The sequence below is a fragment of the Peribacillus sp. P4_C12 genome (assembly GCF_056402095.1).
Genome location: NZ_JBFUIB010000070.1, coordinates 1 through 15,123 on the forward strand (window position 1 = coordinate 1; position 15,123 = coordinate 15,123).

At 40.2% G+C, this 15,123-nt stretch carries 14 protein-coding genes; 7 read left to right on the forward strand and 7 right to left on the reverse strand.

From position 1 onward, the window contains the following. From AC1DUW_RS12170 to trpB, 3 genes are all read left to right on the forward strand, one after another. A partial coding sequence (locus AC1DUW_RS12170; RefSeq protein WP_477642618.1) for a PD-(D/E)XK nuclease family protein occupies positions 1–1,753 on the forward strand: 1,753 nt, incomplete at its 5' end. Next, the gene (addA, locus tag AC1DUW_RS12175) at positions 1,750–5,475 is read left to right on the forward strand and encodes a helicase-exonuclease AddAB subunit AddA (RefSeq protein WP_053344947.1); all 3,726 of its coding nucleotides are present in this window, start codon (positions 1,750–1,752) and stop codon (positions 5,473–5,475) included. The genes AC1DUW_RS12170 and addA, both read left to right, overlap by 4 nt. Before the next feature lie 255 nt (positions 5,476–5,730). Then, complete coding sequence (gene trpB, locus AC1DUW_RS12180; protein WP_053344948.1) at positions 5,731–6,891, forward strand: tryptophan synthase subunit beta; 1,161 nt, start codon at positions 5,731–5,733, stop codon at positions 6,889–6,891. A gap of 44 nt (positions 6,892–6,935) precedes the next feature. Here the strand turns inward: trpB and AC1DUW_RS12185 are convergent, their stop codons facing one another. From AC1DUW_RS12185 to AC1DUW_RS12210, 6 genes are all read right to left on the reverse strand, one after another. Further along, positions 6,936–7,154: a spore germination protein gene (locus AC1DUW_RS12185; protein ID WP_053344949.1), complete on the reverse strand. Its 219-nt coding sequence runs from the start codon at positions 7,152–7,154 to the stop codon at positions 6,936–6,938. 21 nt (positions 7,155–7,175) lie between these two features. After that, on the reverse strand, positions 7,176–7,583 hold the full coding sequence (locus tag AC1DUW_RS12190) for a spore germination protein GerPE (RefSeq protein ID WP_053344950.1): 408 nt from the start codon (positions 7,581–7,583) through the stop codon (positions 7,176–7,178). Positions 7,584–7,588: 5 nt separating this feature from the next. Then, on the reverse strand, positions 7,589–7,768 hold the full coding sequence (locus AC1DUW_RS12195) for a hypothetical protein (protein ID WP_053344951.1): 180 nt from the start codon (positions 7,766–7,768) through the stop codon (positions 7,589–7,591). Further along, on the reverse strand, positions 7,758–8,369 hold the full coding sequence (gene gerPC, locus AC1DUW_RS12200) for a spore germination protein GerPC (protein WP_053344952.1): 612 nt from the start codon (positions 8,367–8,369) through the stop codon (positions 7,758–7,760). Before gerPC ends, AC1DUW_RS12195 begins: the two co-directional genes overlap by 11 nt. Before the next feature lie 95 nt (positions 8,370–8,464). Next, entirely contained in the window at positions 8,465–8,662 is a 198-nt protein-coding gene (locus AC1DUW_RS12205) for a spore germination protein GerPB (protein ID WP_053344953.1), read from the reverse strand. 27 nt (positions 8,663–8,689) lie between these two features. Beyond that, positions 8,690–8,911, reverse strand: a complete 222-nt coding sequence (locus tag AC1DUW_RS12210) for a spore germination protein (protein WP_053344954.1) — start codon at positions 8,909–8,911, stop codon at positions 8,690–8,692. Positions 8,912–9,134: 223 nt separating this feature from the next. Between AC1DUW_RS12210 and AC1DUW_RS12215 the strand changes: the two genes are divergently transcribed. From AC1DUW_RS12215 to AC1DUW_RS12230, 4 genes are all read left to right on the forward strand, one after another. Continuing rightward, entirely contained in the window at positions 9,135–10,727 is a 1,593-nt protein-coding gene (locus tag AC1DUW_RS12215) for a long-chain-fatty-acid--CoA ligase (protein ID WP_477642619.1), read from the forward strand. 530 nt (positions 10,728–11,257) lie between these two features. Continuing rightward, the gene (locus AC1DUW_RS12220; protein WP_053344956.1) at positions 11,258–12,532 is read left to right on the forward strand and encodes an MFS transporter; all 1,275 of its coding nucleotides are present in this window, start codon (positions 11,258–11,260) and stop codon (positions 12,530–12,532) included. A 62-nt stretch (positions 12,533–12,594) separates the two neighbouring features. Then, positions 12,595–13,821, forward strand: a complete 1,227-nt coding sequence (locus AC1DUW_RS12225; protein WP_477642620.1) for a DUF418 domain-containing protein — start codon at positions 12,595–12,597, stop codon at positions 13,819–13,821. A gap of 106 nt (positions 13,822–13,927) precedes the next feature. Next, positions 13,928–14,269 carry a YisL family protein gene (locus AC1DUW_RS12230; RefSeq protein WP_053344957.1) on the forward strand — a complete coding sequence of 114 codons (342 nt, stop codon included), beginning with the start codon at positions 13,928–13,930 and terminating at the stop codon, positions 14,267–14,269. Positions 14,270–14,356: 87 nt separating this feature from the next. Here the strand turns inward: AC1DUW_RS12230 and AC1DUW_RS12235 are convergent, their stop codons facing one another. Beyond that, complete coding sequence (locus tag AC1DUW_RS12235; RefSeq protein ID WP_053344958.1) at positions 14,357–14,923, reverse strand: DUF2777 domain-containing protein; 567 nt, start codon at positions 14,921–14,923, stop codon at positions 14,357–14,359. Between the last annotated feature and the right edge of the window lie 200 nt (positions 14,924–15,123).

Genomic DNA, 15,123 nt, shown 5'->3' on the forward strand with positions numbered 1-15,123 from the left:
GGCAATTGACCAAGTGCTTGTCGCTAATCTTGATCTATCTCGTCTTGATGATGTTAAGACAGCTTTTGTCATTGGTCTAAATGAAGGGGTCTTGCCAGGAAAAGCTGTATCTGATGGAGTATTTTCCGATAGTGATCGCGAAACGCTTTTGGCAAGTGGACTTGACGTTGCCCCAAGTTCGAAGGTTCGCCTCTTGGATGAAGAGTTTACAGCGTATAAAGCATTTACTACACCGGCTGAAGCGCTCTATTTATCGTATCCGCTTGCCGATGAGGAAGGAAAAGCTCTCTTACCCWCTTCTTATTTAAAGAGGGTAAGGGACGTCCTGCCGCACGTTACCGATTCTTTTTATATGAACGACCCATCGGACCTGCCTGCTGAGGAGCAGGTGAAGTATGCCGCGAATTATGATGTGGCCCTGTCTTATCTGGCTGCCCAATTGCAGTTGAAAAAACGAAACTACCCCATCCATTCACTCTGGTGGGATGTATACAATACCATTATTGAAGATGAAATGGTTGGTCCCGCAGCAGCTAAGGTATTATCGAGTCTTTTTTACCAAAATAAAACGAAGAAATTATCTGAAGAAACAAGTAAGCAATTATATGGTGAAAGCATTCTTACAAGTGTATCGCGGATGGAAATGTTTAATAGCTGCCCGTTTTCCCATTACGCTGCTCATGGTTTGAAATTAAGGGAAAGGCAGATTTTCCGTCTGGATGCACCGGATATTGGTGAAATGTTCCATGGAGCGCTAAAAATGATTTCGGATTATTTAAAGGAAAATGATATTCCTTGGTCTTCATTGACAAAAGAGCAATGCTTGGAATTGGCTAGAAACGCAGTGGAAAGGCTTGCTCCAAAGCTTCAAAATCAGATTTTGTTAAGTACGAACCGGCATCATTATTTGCGAAGGAAATTGGAACATGTAATTGGGCGGGCATCAATCGTCTTAAGTGAACATGCCAAGGTGAGCGGATTTGCTCCAATAGGATTGGAACTTGGCTTCGGGAAAAATGGAGAGCTGCCGCCACTTTCGTTCACACTGAAAAACGGCACGGAAATGGAATTAATTGGGCGGATTGATCGCGTTGATAAAGCGGAAGAAGGTGAGGGTGTCTATTTGCGTGTGCTCGATTATAAATCGAGTGAAAAGGAGCTAAACATGAGTGAAGTGTACTATGGACTTGCTCTGCAAATGCTGACATATCTCGATATCGTCGTTACCCACTCCCATTCACTTATCGGCAAAGAAGCGATTCCAGCCGGTGTTTTGTATTTTCATGTTCATAATCCGGTTGTTAAATCAAAGGGTATGCTCAGTTTGGATAAAATTGAGGAAGAGATCTATAAGAGCTTTAAAATGAATGGACTTGTATTAGATCATACAAATGTTATTCAGATGATGGATACATCGCTTGATATAGAGACTTCCAGTAAATCTGACATCATTCCAGCTGGATTTAAAAAGGATGGATCGCTTTTAGCAGCTTCCAAAGTTGCGAGTAGGGAAGAGTTTTCACTTTTGAATCATCACGTACGCCGGGTCTATCAGGAGGCTGGTGATCGAATGGTCGATGGTGACGTAGATATCACACCATATAAATTAAAGGAAAAAACCCCATGTACCTTCTGTTCGTTTAAATCAGTATGTCAATTCGATCAGTCTTTGGAGGAGAATCAATTTAGGAATTTAGCACAGAAGAAACAAAATGATGTTCTGGATTTATTAAGAGGGGAGGGTGAAAGATGAGCAAAACAATAATTCCTGCGCTTCCGGGTGACGTTACTTGGACGGAAGATCAATGGAAAGCGATTTGGGCTAAAAATCAGGACATTCTGGTTGCAGCGGCGGCAGGTTCAGGGAAAACTGCGGTGCTAGTCAATCGAATTATTCAAAAGGTTGTTTCAGAAGATGATCCGATTGATGTTGATGAACTCCTTGTTGTGACATTCACGAATGCTTCGGCTGCCGAGATGCGTCACAGGGTCAGCGAGGCATTAGAAAAAGCGATTAATGAAAATCCGCATTCACAGCATCTGCGTAAGCAGTTGAGCTTGATTAATCGAGCTTCGATCTCCACGCTTCACTCTTTTTGCTTAGAGGTGATTAGGAAGTATTATTATCTGACGGAAATCGACCCAGGCTTTCGAATTGCGGACTCTACAGAAGCACAGCTATTACGTGATGAAGTAATGGAGGTGCTTTTCGAAGAGCAGTATGGTCAGAGTGATAATGAAGAGTTCTTTAATTTGGTTGATGCTTTTACAAGTGATCGAAACGACGATGCACTTCAGAATATAGTCCGATCTCTCTATGATTTTTCGCGATCGAATCCAGATCCAAATCAATGGCTAAATAGTGCCGCTGCCATGTATGATCTGGCTGATGATACAGGAATAGACGATCTTACATTTATCGAGTCCTTGAAATTCGATATTGGTTTGCAGTTGGATACAGCCAAGGATTTATTGGAGCGCTCCCTCGAACTGACAAAGGTACCAGGGGGGCCAGCACCAAGGGCAGAGAATTATTTAGCTGACCTTGATCTTGTTGCCAAATTATCGGGAGTTAAAGATCACTCTTGGAACGCTCTTTATGAAGAAATCCAAAACGTGAAGTTTGGTACGGCAAAACGCTGCACGGGAGCAGACTTTATCAAAGATATTGCGGATGAGGCTACCAAATATCGTGATAAGGCAAAGAAAATTATAAAATCGTTGCAGGAAGAGTTATTTTCTCGTAAGCCCGAAAGTTATCTACGTGATATAAGAGAACTGAAGGGATATGTCGATACCCTGGTTATGCTCGTTAAACAGTTTGACGAAAGATTCTTCGCCGCAAAAGCGGAAAAAAACTTGGTCGATTTTGCTGATTTGGAGCATTACTGTCTTCAAATCTTGACAGAGGAAACCGTAGATGGTGAACGAAAGCCATCAGCAGCCGCTATTGAATATCGGAAACAGTTTAAAGAGGTACTTGTCGATGAATATCAGGATACGAATCTAGTTCAGGAATCAATTTTAAAACTGGTGACGGCAGATGGAGAATATAGTGGGAATCTGTTTATGGTGGGCGATGTCAAACAGTCGATTTACCGATTCAGGCTTGCAGAACCTAATCTTTTCCTTGGAAAGTACACACGCTTTACCCATGATGGGAACGAATCCGGTCTGAGGATCGATTTAAATCGGAATTTCCGGAGCCGTAAGGAAGTTCTCGATGGAACGAACTTCTTATTTCAACAGCTGATGGGGATTACAGTCGGTGAGATTAATTATGATGAGGACGCCCAGTTGAAAAAAGGAGCGCCGTATCCCGAAGACAAACCAAACCCTATTGAACTCCATTTAATTGATGGAGCAGAATCCCATACAGAAACAGAAGAGTCGGAAATCGGATTCGAGGCCGAGGAACTTGAAAAGGCTCAACTCGAAGCAAGATTGATGGCCAAGCTCATTAAAAAGACTATAAACGAAAAGCATCAGATATTTGATATGAAAACCCAACAATACCGTTCTGCGACTTATCGTGATATGGTCATTCTCCTTCGTTCTATGCCATGGGCACCGCAAATTATGGAAGAATTTAAGAAGCAGGGGATTCCTGTTTATGCTAACTTGTCATCAGGATATTTTGAGGCGACAGAAGTAGCAATCATGATTTCCTTATTAAAAGTGATTGATAATCCCCAGCAGGATATTCCTTTGGCTTCCGTTCTGCGTTCACCTATCGTCGGGATGGATGAAGAAGAAATGTCGCAGGTCCGTTTATTCCATACAGGTAGCTATTATGAAGCATTAGCTGATTTTTACAGAAAGAGTGACTCAGATGAGCATCCTGGGCTTTATGAAAAGGCTTCATCATTTTATAAAAAGCTAGTAAAGTGGCGAAAGCTTGCCAGGCAGGAGGCGTTGTCCGACTTAATCTGGTTGCTGTATCGTGAAACTCAGTTCTATGATTTTGCAGGAGGAATGCCGGGTGGCAAACAGCGTCAGGCCAATTTAAGGGCATTGTACGACAGGGCAAGGCAATATGAAGCGAGTTCATTCCGTGGTCTGTTTCGTTTTCTGCGTTTCATTGATAGAATGCAGGAACGTGGTGATGATTTAGGGGCAGCTCGGGCTTTAGGTGAACAGGAAGATGTAGTCCGCCTGATGACGATTCACTCCTCAAAGGGTCTGGAGTTTCCGATTGTGTTTATTGCCGGACTTTCAAAACAATTCAATATGATGGATTTACGAAAGCCTTATTTACTGGATAAGGATTATGGTTTTGCGGCTAAGTATGTGAATTCTGAATTGCGGATAACGTATCCATCCCTTCCACAGTTGGCTTTTAAGAAGAAGAAGCAGCTTGAATTAATTGCAGAGGAGATGCGTGTCCTCTATGTTGCGCTTACAAGGGCTAAGGAAAAGCTGTATTTAATTGCCAGTATCAGTGATGCAGAAAAAATGCAGCATAATTGGGCAAGTAATGCGACACACGGTGATTGGTTATTAAAGGACTATGTACGAGCTGGTGCAAAAAGCTATCTTGATTGGATCGGTCCATCCCTTGTCCGTCATAGAGACTTTCAGGGGGCAGCTGGTCTTGGCTGGGAAATGGAGTCACATCCATCAAATTGGTCCATCTCTGTCATTCCTAGTGAAGAGCTGGCAGTTCTGGATGATGAAGAGGCACTCGCACAAGAGCAATTACTAGAGCATGTTCAGAAGTCAGAGAAGGTCGAAATGGTTTCCGAGTTTTCTCAGGATATCAAGGAACAGCTTAAATGGGAGTACCCAGAACATGAGGCTTCCGTGCATCGTTCCAAGCAGTCCGTTTCTGAACTAAAACGTCAATATGAACTGAAGGATGAGCAAAGTTCCACAGAGTTGTTGAGAAAATTTAAGCGGCCAATCACGAAGCGTCCGACTTTTATGCAAGAAAAGTCACTAACTCCTGCTGAAAGAGGAACGATTACCCATTTAGTCATGCAGCATATCGATTTATCAAACGAGATTACCATTCAATCGATTCAGCAATTGATGGTTGAACTGATTCAACGCGAGTTGTTGACCGACGAACAGAAAGAAGCTGTGAATCCGGATACGATTGTTGATTTCTTTGACAGTGATATCGGTCAAAGAATGCAGAAGGCTCAAAGTATTCGCCGTGAAGTGCCATTTACAATGTCATTGCCGGCTAAAGAGGCTTACAGTGATTGGGCAACTGGAGAAGAGGAAATTCTGATTCAGGGTGTTATTGATTGTATTTTTGAGGATGAACAAGGGCTTGTGTTGCTTGATTATAAAACGGATACAATAACCGGTCGTTTTGCTAGTGGGTATGAAGGGGCAAAAGAGATTCTTGCCGATCGATACCGGATGCAGCTACAGCTTTACACAAGTGCTGTCGAAGGAATATTAAATAAAAAAGTAACGAGCCGTTATTTATTTTTCTTCGATGGAGCGCATTTATTGGAAGTATAAAGAGAAGTGCGTAAAACCCTGGAAAATAGACAATGAAAAAAGAATAGATTAAGCTACGGTCTTTTCTCGGTATTCAATCGGGGAAAGACCGTTTTTTTTGAAAATGCCATATAAAAATCCCCACATAGGTAGACAGTAGGTGATAATACTAAGGCACTCTTTTTACTAAAATAATAAAACAGAATTGTTTGAAAAATGTTGCAAGATTGCTATATACTAATTATAAAATACCTTTTTAAAGGAGAAGAGTTGAGTATGACGAGTAGGATGGAGAGTAGAGGATATTTTGGTGAGTTCGGGGGAAGCTTTGTACCGGAAGAACTTCAACAAGTTATGGATATTTTAGAAGCAGAATTCTTGAAATATAAAGATGATCCGGAATTTAAAGAGGAGTTTCAATACTATCTAAAAGAATATGTAGGACGTGAAAATCCTTTAACCTATGCACAAAATTTAACGAAAAAGATGGGTGGAGCCAAAATTTATTTAAAGCGTGAAGACCTAAATCATACGGGTGCTCACAAAATCAATAATGCGATTGGCCAAATCCTGCTGGCTAAACGGATGGGTGCTAAACGCATCATCGCAGAAACAGGAGCGGGGCAGCACGGTGTAGCGACTGCGACAGCTTGTGCGATGTTTGGTTTAGAGTGTGTTATCTATATGGGCAAGCTAGATACAGAGAGACAAGCGCTGAATGTCTTTCGGATGGAATTGTTGGGTGCCAAGGTTGTTGCAGTCGAAAAAGGACAAGGACGATTAAAGGATGCTGTTGATGAGGCGTTAAATGACTTGGTCCAAAACTACAAAAATACTTTTTATTTACTTGGTTCAGCTGTAGGGCCACACCCTTATCCATCTATCGTCAAGCATTTTCAAGCAATCATAAGTGAAGAATCAAAACGCCAGATTCTTGAAAAAGAAGGCAAGCTGCCTACTGCGATTATTGCCTGTGCGGGTGGTGGAAGTAATGCCATCGGTGCCTTTACTCACTATATCGATGAAGAAAATGTCCGTTTAGTTGGTGTCGAACCGGCTGAAGCCCCAAGTATTTCACAAGGTGTACCGGCAGTATTGCATGGATTTAAAAGTTTGACGTTATTGGATGAAAAGGGAGACCCACAGCCAACTTTTTCGATTGCTGCAGGTTTGGATTATCCAAGTGTGGGTCCGGAACATAGCTTCTTGAAGGATAGTGGTCGAGCGGAGTATGTAACAATAAAAGGTGAAGAAGCTCTTGAGGCCTTTCAAATTTTGTCCAAAACAGAAGGGATTATTCCGGCTCTCGAAAGCTCTCATGCTGTAGCGCACGCGCTGAAATTGGCAAAAGAGTTAACAAAGGATGACATACTAATTGTTAATTTATCAGGACGCGGTGATAAAGATGTAGAGCAAGTATTTAAAATGCTAAAATAGGTGAAATTTTAAAAGCCTCCTGGAAATAGGAGGCTTTTGTTTGGCTAATTATTCCCTGTAATGGGTTGATCGACTCCATTGACATCAAGGATATTGTTTCCGTTCAGCCCACTGGCCGTAAAGACGATTGCAGCTGTGTTCGCTGAGCCGGAGCCGGTGACAGTTTTGTTGGAAGATTTCGGCGAAATGACGGCTGCATCACCGAATAATAGATTTCCATCCGCTACATTAAATACTTGAACTGGGCCGACAATGGCTGGCATATGAATTCCTCCTTTTTCATTTTAAGTTTCATTCGATCCATTCTCGTTTTGTGTCTCTTCATTTTTTTTAGGAATCTGTCGAGTGTGATGCACTCTGGATTCCATGCGTATATGGCCGACATTCCCCACACCGACAAAGGATGAAGTTGATATCCCAATAATGTGGACATTGCCAACACGGATAAAGGGATTAGGGTTTGAAAATTGTGGAAGAAAAGGTTCATCAATCCTCGGAATATAGAGGGGCCTCTTAAAGATGCTGAAATCGCTGAATTGAAATTCTTGTGGCTGGAAATTATCGCTTCTCTTCTGAATTGCCAATACTTGTGAATTTCCGTCAATATAAGAACAGTCTCCGATTTGTATGGTGGAACTGAATATTAACGTCTTGTTAGAAATGGACTTTACTTTTGATATTCTTGAAAACATGTCTTTTATCCTTTTGGAGCAAGCGGAACGAATGGTCCGACGATAAAAGATTCCGGGGGTGTATCGAATGCGGAAGATAGTTGGACGGTTTGAACGTCCCCAATGAGAAATAAAGCAGAGCTTGCTACCCCGATAATTTTAATATCGCCGACACAAAGCTGGTGATTGATTACATTAAACTCCATTTGGATTTCCTCCTGTCTCGGCTTGTGAATTGGTAATGAATTGAATCAAAGCTGCCTGAATATCAGACTTTACTTTTTCTCTGATTTTTTCTTTAACGTTATCCCGCTGCTGCGGTGCGCGTTCTGGAAACGTAAGGTTATCAAAATACATGTTGATGCGTTGATGTAGCTGGCGCTCCACATCCTGTCTCATGAAGTCGTGATAGGCAGGTTCAAGTGATATTTTCAATTGTCCTTCCGTATCACTGATCATATTTTCTAAGTCTGAAAGAATCTCGTTGTAGATTTCCTGTGCGACAATCTCCCGGCCAGGAAATAGATAAGGTGCAGGTGGGACCGCTTGGTTATTTACAGCAAATTCATCAATGTTATTTAAATCATTAGGGTTTAAACCGATATTCAGCGTTCCATCTAAAGATTCGACCTTTAATTGATCAAATTTATATTCAATTTTATCAACGTGGATTGGCGGTTTTTTTTTCAACTCGGCAAGTTCATCTGTCAGGCGTTTGAGTTCGTGTTCAAGTTTCATAATCCGCTTATCCTGGGCATCAAGAAAACGCTGCATTTGTATGGAATATGAATATAAATCATGATTCACGATTCAACACCTCACCTTTATTCTGATGATAAATTTTATATATGACAGTATATGAAATTTGATAGATGTAGGTGAATGCCTATGAATTAGGAGGTCTAAAGTGGGACGAAACTAGGTTCTGGAACTACATCAGCCCCAATCTGAGGAGCGGCTTCAGTGTATCCGCCGGTATTGGCTAATGCGGAGTATGGTTTAATCACTCCGGCGCTGCCTATTTGAAAAACGGATGAATTGGCTATGCTTTCAATTTTTATCATATTGATTTGAATTGTTTGGTGGATATTGAAGATCATGGTGACCTCCTTTCTAAAATAATACGGCTAGAGATTTAATACCAATGGCTGATCAACACCATCAGAATCATACGTATTTGTGGTACTGTAGGCATTATATAGTGAAATGGATTCCCCTGTATTAAAAGAGCCAGCACCTGCAAATGTTTTTGCAGTGGTATATGGACTTATCTTAAAGACGTCGCCAATATGGACAACTCCACTGCTACCGACGTTAATAACTTGAACAACTCCTACGATAGCCGGCATGAAAAATCACCCTTTTTTTCTGTTTTTTCCCGAGTGCATAGGCAGTAAGCCTACCTTATTGTTGGAAGTTTCAATGTATTGTATGTTGTTTCCTTTTTGATGTGATTCATCTGTCTATTTCACATTGTTATAGAACAGTGATAAATGTCATTGGATAATAAGATACAGATATGGTAATATAATGATAAATTCGCAATTTTCAAATAAAATAAGAGGTGATGAGATGAACGTACCTTTGGTATTATCGCATTTTTTGGATCGAGCAGCCTTACTTTATGGCGATAAGAAAGCTATTATTGGAGATGATAAGCTCTTAACGTACTTGGAGTTAAATGGCCGTGTCAACCAGCTTTCTAATGGGTTAAGGGATATTGGAATTAAAAAGGGAGATAAAGTGGCTTATTTGGCACCGAATTCGATTGAAATGCTTGAGGGCTTTTATGGGGTATTTCAACTTGGAGCCGTAATTGTTCCTTTGAATATCCGGTTAACTCCTGCTGATTATGTATTCATTTTGAATCATAGTGAGTCCAAGGTGCTTTTCGTAGACCAGGATTTGTACCATCTTATTTCATCTGTTAAGGACCAACTTGAATCAGTGGAACATATCATTGTGCACTATAAAGAGGAAGAAATAAATGAAACCGATTACAACAAATGGTTGGAGCATTTTGATAAAGAGAGCTTCGATCGGGAGCAAGTTGATGAAAATGATGTTTCGAGTCTCCTTTATACAAGCGGAACGACCGGTAACCCTAAAGGGGTCATGCTGACTCACCGCAATAACTATTTGCATGCACTAGGTGCGATGCATCATATCAGAGTTAATGATCGCGATACATATTTGCACGTTCTGCCAATGTTCCACGTGAATGGCTGGGGTGCTCCATTTTATTATACGGCCAAKGGTTCCACTCAAGTTTGTTTAAGAAAAACTACCCCTGAATTGATATTTAATGCGCTTGAAAAGCATAAGGTTTCCATTATGCATATGGCACCAACTGTTCTTAATTCATTGTTTCAATATTATGAACAGAATGTGCCCACATTAGAGCAGGATATCCGTATAGTTGTTGCGGGTTCCGCTCCGCCGCCTGCATTTGTCACAAGGGTAGAAAAAGAGCTAGGGTGGGAATTTATCCAAATATACGGRATGACTGAATCAACCCCGATTAGTTTGATTTCATTGATTCGTTCTGAATTCGACGATCTTTCTGAAAAAGAAAAATACAAAATGAAAGCGAAAGCCGGTTATCCTATCATAGGCAGTGAAGTAAAGGTTATTCATGACAGCGGTGAGGAAGTAGCTCATGATGGCGTGGATATCGGGGAGCTCATTATCCGCAGTCACGGGGTAATGTTAGGTTATTGGAAAAATGAAGAAGCGACCATGCAGGCACTGAAAAATGGCTGGTTGCACACAGGAGATATGGCGACAATTGATAAGGATGGGAATGTCGATATCGTCGATCGTAAGAAGGATATAATTATAAGCGGAGGAGAAAACATCTCTTCCATTGAAGTCGAGGGAATACTATATGAACACCCGTATATTCTTGAGGCGGCAGTCATAGCCGTTCCTCATGAAAAATGGGGAGAGACCCCACATGCCTTTATTGTGCTAAAATCGGGGGTGGAATTAACCGAAGAGGATATCAAGACCTATACACGAGAAAAATTAGCTCACTTCAAGTCAGTCACCAGTGTAACTTTCGTTAAGGAACTGCCAAAAACGGCATCCGGAAAAATACAAAAAATCCATCTTCGTAATGATTATTGGGAAGCTAAAGGAAAATCAGGTAGATTCGTTAATTAATGCTCGTAAACGCTGCTCAGTGATGGGCAGCGTTTTTTCATGTTCGACGACTAACACTGCTAAATTGTATTATAGATCCAGAGATGTGGAAGTTGGAAAATGAAATAAAATTGGGAGGATCTGCACTTATTTTAATTGTGTTTCCAGCTTGATTATTTGTTTCCTATTCTAAATAGTTAGAGAAAGTGCCTCACAAAAAAATATACATACTCTCTTTCGAATATCAAAATCCCTTTTATAATGTACAGTAGGAATGGCACCTATGACCACTTTAGCGGCCCAACATTTCCCTGCATGTAAAACAATCTTTGTATCAGAAAGCTCCTATTCAATTAGTAAAATAAAGGTAATTTTAACCTATTGGCAATTTTCCAAAGTATAATTGTAAACCATTCCTCTAAGCTCATTTTTCTAATATTCTTTATTTTATTAGATATTATCCTTGAATTTGTTCAATAAAAAAGCTCCTGTTGAACTATATAGTGTTAATATTATAAATATTTCAAATTATTGAGAATGTGGGTGTGGGCATGAATCGTTTTCATTATAGCTGGATTATTTTAATCATTACATTCTTCTCCATTATCGTAGCGGGAATTGTTAGGTCATCATCAGGGGTATTCATCGTACCATTTGAATATGAGTTCGGATGGGATCGTTCCGTCATTTCTTTAGCCTTTGCGATAAGTCTTTTTCTATATGGATTATCAGGCCCATTTATGGCCGCTTTAATTGAAGTGCTTGGATTAAAGAAAATGATGGTGTTTGCCATGTCAACTTTATTGGCAGGGGTTTTTCTCACATTTTTCATGGAGCATGAGTGGCAACTAATTCTAATTTGGGGGATTATTATTGGATTAGGGTCCGGACTATTTTTAACGGTATTAAGTCCATATGTGGCGAATCGTTGGTTCGAGAAGCGAAGGGGTCTAGCAGTAGGGATATTAACAGCAAGTACGGCTACAGGTCAGCTGGTTTTACTGCCTGTTTTAGCCATTATTATAGAGAATTATTCTTGGAGATGGGCGATTGGCTTAATTATGGTCCTTAGCTTAATCATGCTAGCAATCATCCTATTATTTATGAAAAACAACCCGAAGGAAGTTGGCATTCTTCCATATGGACTAGAAGAGGAAAGCCAAGAGGCTAATTTAGTTCAAAAGATGAATCCCATTGTTATGGCTTTCCAGTCTTTAATTGAAGCAGTGAGAGTAAAGGAATTCTGGTTATTAGCAGGAAGCTTTTTTATATGTGGACTTTCAACGAGCGGATTGATAGGGACTCATTTCATTTCTTACTGTATTAGTTTTGGATTACCTGTTGTTACGGCTGCGTCTCTGCTTTCTTTTATGGGAATCTTTGATCTAATTGGTACGACTGTATCTGGCTGGTTATCAGATCGTTTCGATAACCGTTGGTTGTTGTTTTGGTATTACGGTCTAAGGGGGGCTTCTCTCGTATTACTACCTTTTGCGCTACAAGAAGGCTCAATTATCCTACTGATTATCTTCTCTGTGTTTTACGGATTGGATTGGATAGCGACTGTACCTCCAACCATTAGCATCTCAAGACAAGTCTTTGGGATAGAGAAAAGTGGAATTGTATATGGTTGGATATTCGCGTCCCATCAGGCAGGTGCAGCAGCGGCGGCGTATGGCGGGGGACTTATCTTTAAAATATTCAGCTCCTATACATGGGCATTCTTTCTTGCAGGAATCTTTTGCGTATTGGGTAGCTTGTTTGTCATACTAATAAAAAAACAAAAATCGGATTTATTGGTTAAAGATGATGCAATGAGGCTATAAAATATTCGTGTACGCTCCATTTCTTATTCTGTACTTGCAACAAGGACTGGAGCTAAATCTGAATGAAAGAGGGTAAAACTGTGAAGGACACGATGGTTCCATTGCAGGAAAGTAAACGGATTGTCAGCATTGATATTTTACGAGGATTAGCCATTTTGGGGATCTTTTTAGTGAATATGCCTTCTTTTCATTCTCCGCTCTTGTATATAGATGGTGTTGAACGATGGACTGAAGGTTGGGACCGGATTTTGTACAGATTCAGTGATATTGTTGCGCAAGCCAGTTTCTATCCGCTATTTGCGTTTCTATTCGGTTTCGGGGCAATCATACTAGCGGTACGGTGTGAGGAAAAGGGTGTCTCATTTCCTTCCCTATATATGAAAAGACTCTTTTTTCTACTAATGCTTGGGTGCATTCATGCCTTTGCCATCTGGCATGGGGACATACTTATTAATTATGCGATATTTGGATTTGCATTTTTACTTTTTTATAAGGTGCGGGGAAAGAATTTGATTTTGCTGGGCTCGTTTTTTTATGTCATCCCTTTTGCGATATTGGGCTCGCTTTTTCTTATTATAGGAGTTTTTGATAGGGAAGAGATGGAGATTACGACTGATTTGACGATGATGAAACAGTCTCTTCAAATTTATCAATCTGGTACACTTACGGAAATAATAAGTCAAAGGGCACTAGATTGGTATATGGTGAATAACCCATTTAATGCTATTATCCTCTTTTTATCCATTTTTCCGTTCTTTTTACTTGGTGCTGGCGTAGCAAAGCAAGGCTGGCTACATAATCCAGTTCGGTATAAACGACAATTGAAGGCGATATCGATCGTAAGCTTGATATTAGGATTGTCGATTAAGGTTCTGCCATATGTGACGGTATACCATTTTGGCACGATATTTGTGCAGGATTATTTTGGTGGACCGCTGCTGACGATGTTTTATATCAMTGGGATTACTCTGCTGGCTGAAAAAACCAGAGCTTCTCGCCTGTTCCAAGCGCTTTCGTATGTCGGTAGGATGTCGATGAGTAATTACTTATTTCAATCGATTGTTTGTACGTCCATTTTTTACTCGTATGGCCTAGGCTTATATGGCACAGTCTCTTACACAACAGGGTTTATCTTACTTCTTGGTGTGTTTTCCGTTCAAATTCTACTCAGCCTATTGTGGATGAAAATGTATAGATATGGACCAGTTGAATATGTATGGCGTTTTGTTACATATGGTAAAAAACCAATTATGAGTCGGAGAGGACTAGTGGAGAAGAAATGTAAATGATGTTCATTAAATTGTTGGTTTTAACTAATTAGGCGAAACCTTAGTTTTGTTTTTTTGTAAAGGCCTATGATATGATGAAATAGAAACTGAACGAGGGGGCAAAAAAATGACTCATATACACATTACAGCTTGGGTTATCGGAATCATTCTTTTCTTTGTCACATATTCGATGCTTAAAAGTGGAAATCCGAAAGCAAAAATGGTACATATGATAACACGTTTATTCTATCTATTGATTTTCCTTACTGGCGGAATGCTGATTACAGATTTTGGTGTTTACGCAGTGAAAATGATTGTCGGAATCATCGTTATTGCCGCTATGGAAATGGTGTTGGTCCGTACGAAAAAAGGAAAAGGCACGAGTGCAATGTGGATATTGTTCATCGTTGCATTTATTTTCGTCCTTTATTTAGGACTCTCCCTTCCACAAGGAATGGACTTTTTTTAAGACATAATGAAAACGGGTGAATGAGGATATCTCATTCGCCCGTTTTTTTTTATACTCGAAACTGGTGGGAATTGTAGTTATATTTTTTTATTGTGAATTCACTTTTTCTATGATGATCCGTTTTCCTGTGTTCAGGGTGAACTCAAAGCGATCGTGATCCTTTTTACCATATGAAAAGTGGTGCTGAACGAGGCAAATTTGGGCTTCATTATCAAAGGTGAAGAAGTTTACCCCGGACTGGTTAGAGAGTGCCCTTAAAAAAGTGAGCTGATTATAGCTATATATACAATCATAAATAGAAAAATCGAGTGAATTTAAGGTCGTTACAAATTGAAAAAAAGAGTCGTCGTTCAATTCTTCCAATAATCTTTCAAAAGAGTAAAGCAGTTTTTTGCGAATCCGGATGGGTTCATTTTCTCTTAAGAAGGTTATTTCTCGATGAAGGAGGATTTTCCCCTCTTCTTCTACCACTCCTTGCTGCCAACGGCCCCCCCTGTACACTTCGATGATACTGTCAATGTGGTCTTCAATGGAACAAGCCTCATCAGTTTCATCATCAAAAAAAATCCATTGTTGATTGATATTTTCCACTGTTCCTTCGGTAAAAGCTCTCGTTTGTCTGTTCATTAAATTAGCTCGTTGTTGCTGACTCATACATATACCTCCAATAGTGGAATCCTCACCTACTTTTTAGTCAAAATCCAATGAAAATATAACTGTATATTTTAAAATATTATGGACAAATAACCAACTTTCCGTCTTTGCATAGGCTATGTTTAAACAGTGGATGCTTTGCTCAACAATTCATTATCTACATGAACGTTGAGGGTAGGGGAGTCCCACGGAATCATGCT

Excerpts from the sequence above, each read along its gene's own strand:
- AC1DUW_RS12220 (WP_053344956.1), top strand. The coding sequence starts at position 11,258 with ATGAATCGTTTTCATTATAGCTGGATTATTTTAATCATTACATTCTTC.
- AC1DUW_RS12195 (WP_053344951.1), bottom strand. The coding sequence starts at position 7,768 with ATGGAGTTTAATGTAATCAATCACCAGCTTTGTGTCGGCGATATTAAA.
- AC1DUW_RS12235 (WP_053344958.1), bottom strand. The coding sequence starts at position 14,923 with ATGAGTCAGCAACAACGAGCTAATTTAATGAACAGACAAACGAGAGCT.
- AC1DUW_RS12210 (WP_053344954.1), bottom strand. The coding sequence starts at position 8,911 with ATGCCGGCTATCGTAGGAGTTGTTCAAGTTATTAACGTCGGTAGCAGT.
- AC1DUW_RS12190 (WP_053344950.1), bottom strand. The coding sequence starts at position 7,583 with ATGTTTTCAAGAATATCAAAAGTAAAGTCCATTTCTAACAAGACGTTA.
- AC1DUW_RS12205 (WP_053344953.1), bottom strand. The coding sequence starts at position 8,662 with ATGATCTTCAATATCCACCAAACAATTCAAATCAATATGATAAAAATT.
- AC1DUW_RS12185 (WP_053344949.1), bottom strand. The coding sequence starts at position 7,154 with ATGCCAGCCATTGTCGGCCCAGTTCAAGTATTTAATGTAGCGGATGGA.
- addA (WP_053344947.1), top strand. The coding sequence starts at position 1,750 with ATGAGCAAAACAATAATTCCTGCGCTTCCGGGTGACGTTACTTGGACG.
- AC1DUW_RS12230 (WP_053344957.1), top strand. The coding sequence starts at position 13,928 with ATGACTCATATACACATTACAGCTTGGGTTATCGGAATCATTCTTTTC.
- trpB (WP_053344948.1), top strand. The coding sequence starts at position 5,731 with ATGACGAGTAGGATGGAGAGTAGAGGATATTTTGGTGAGTTCGGGGGA.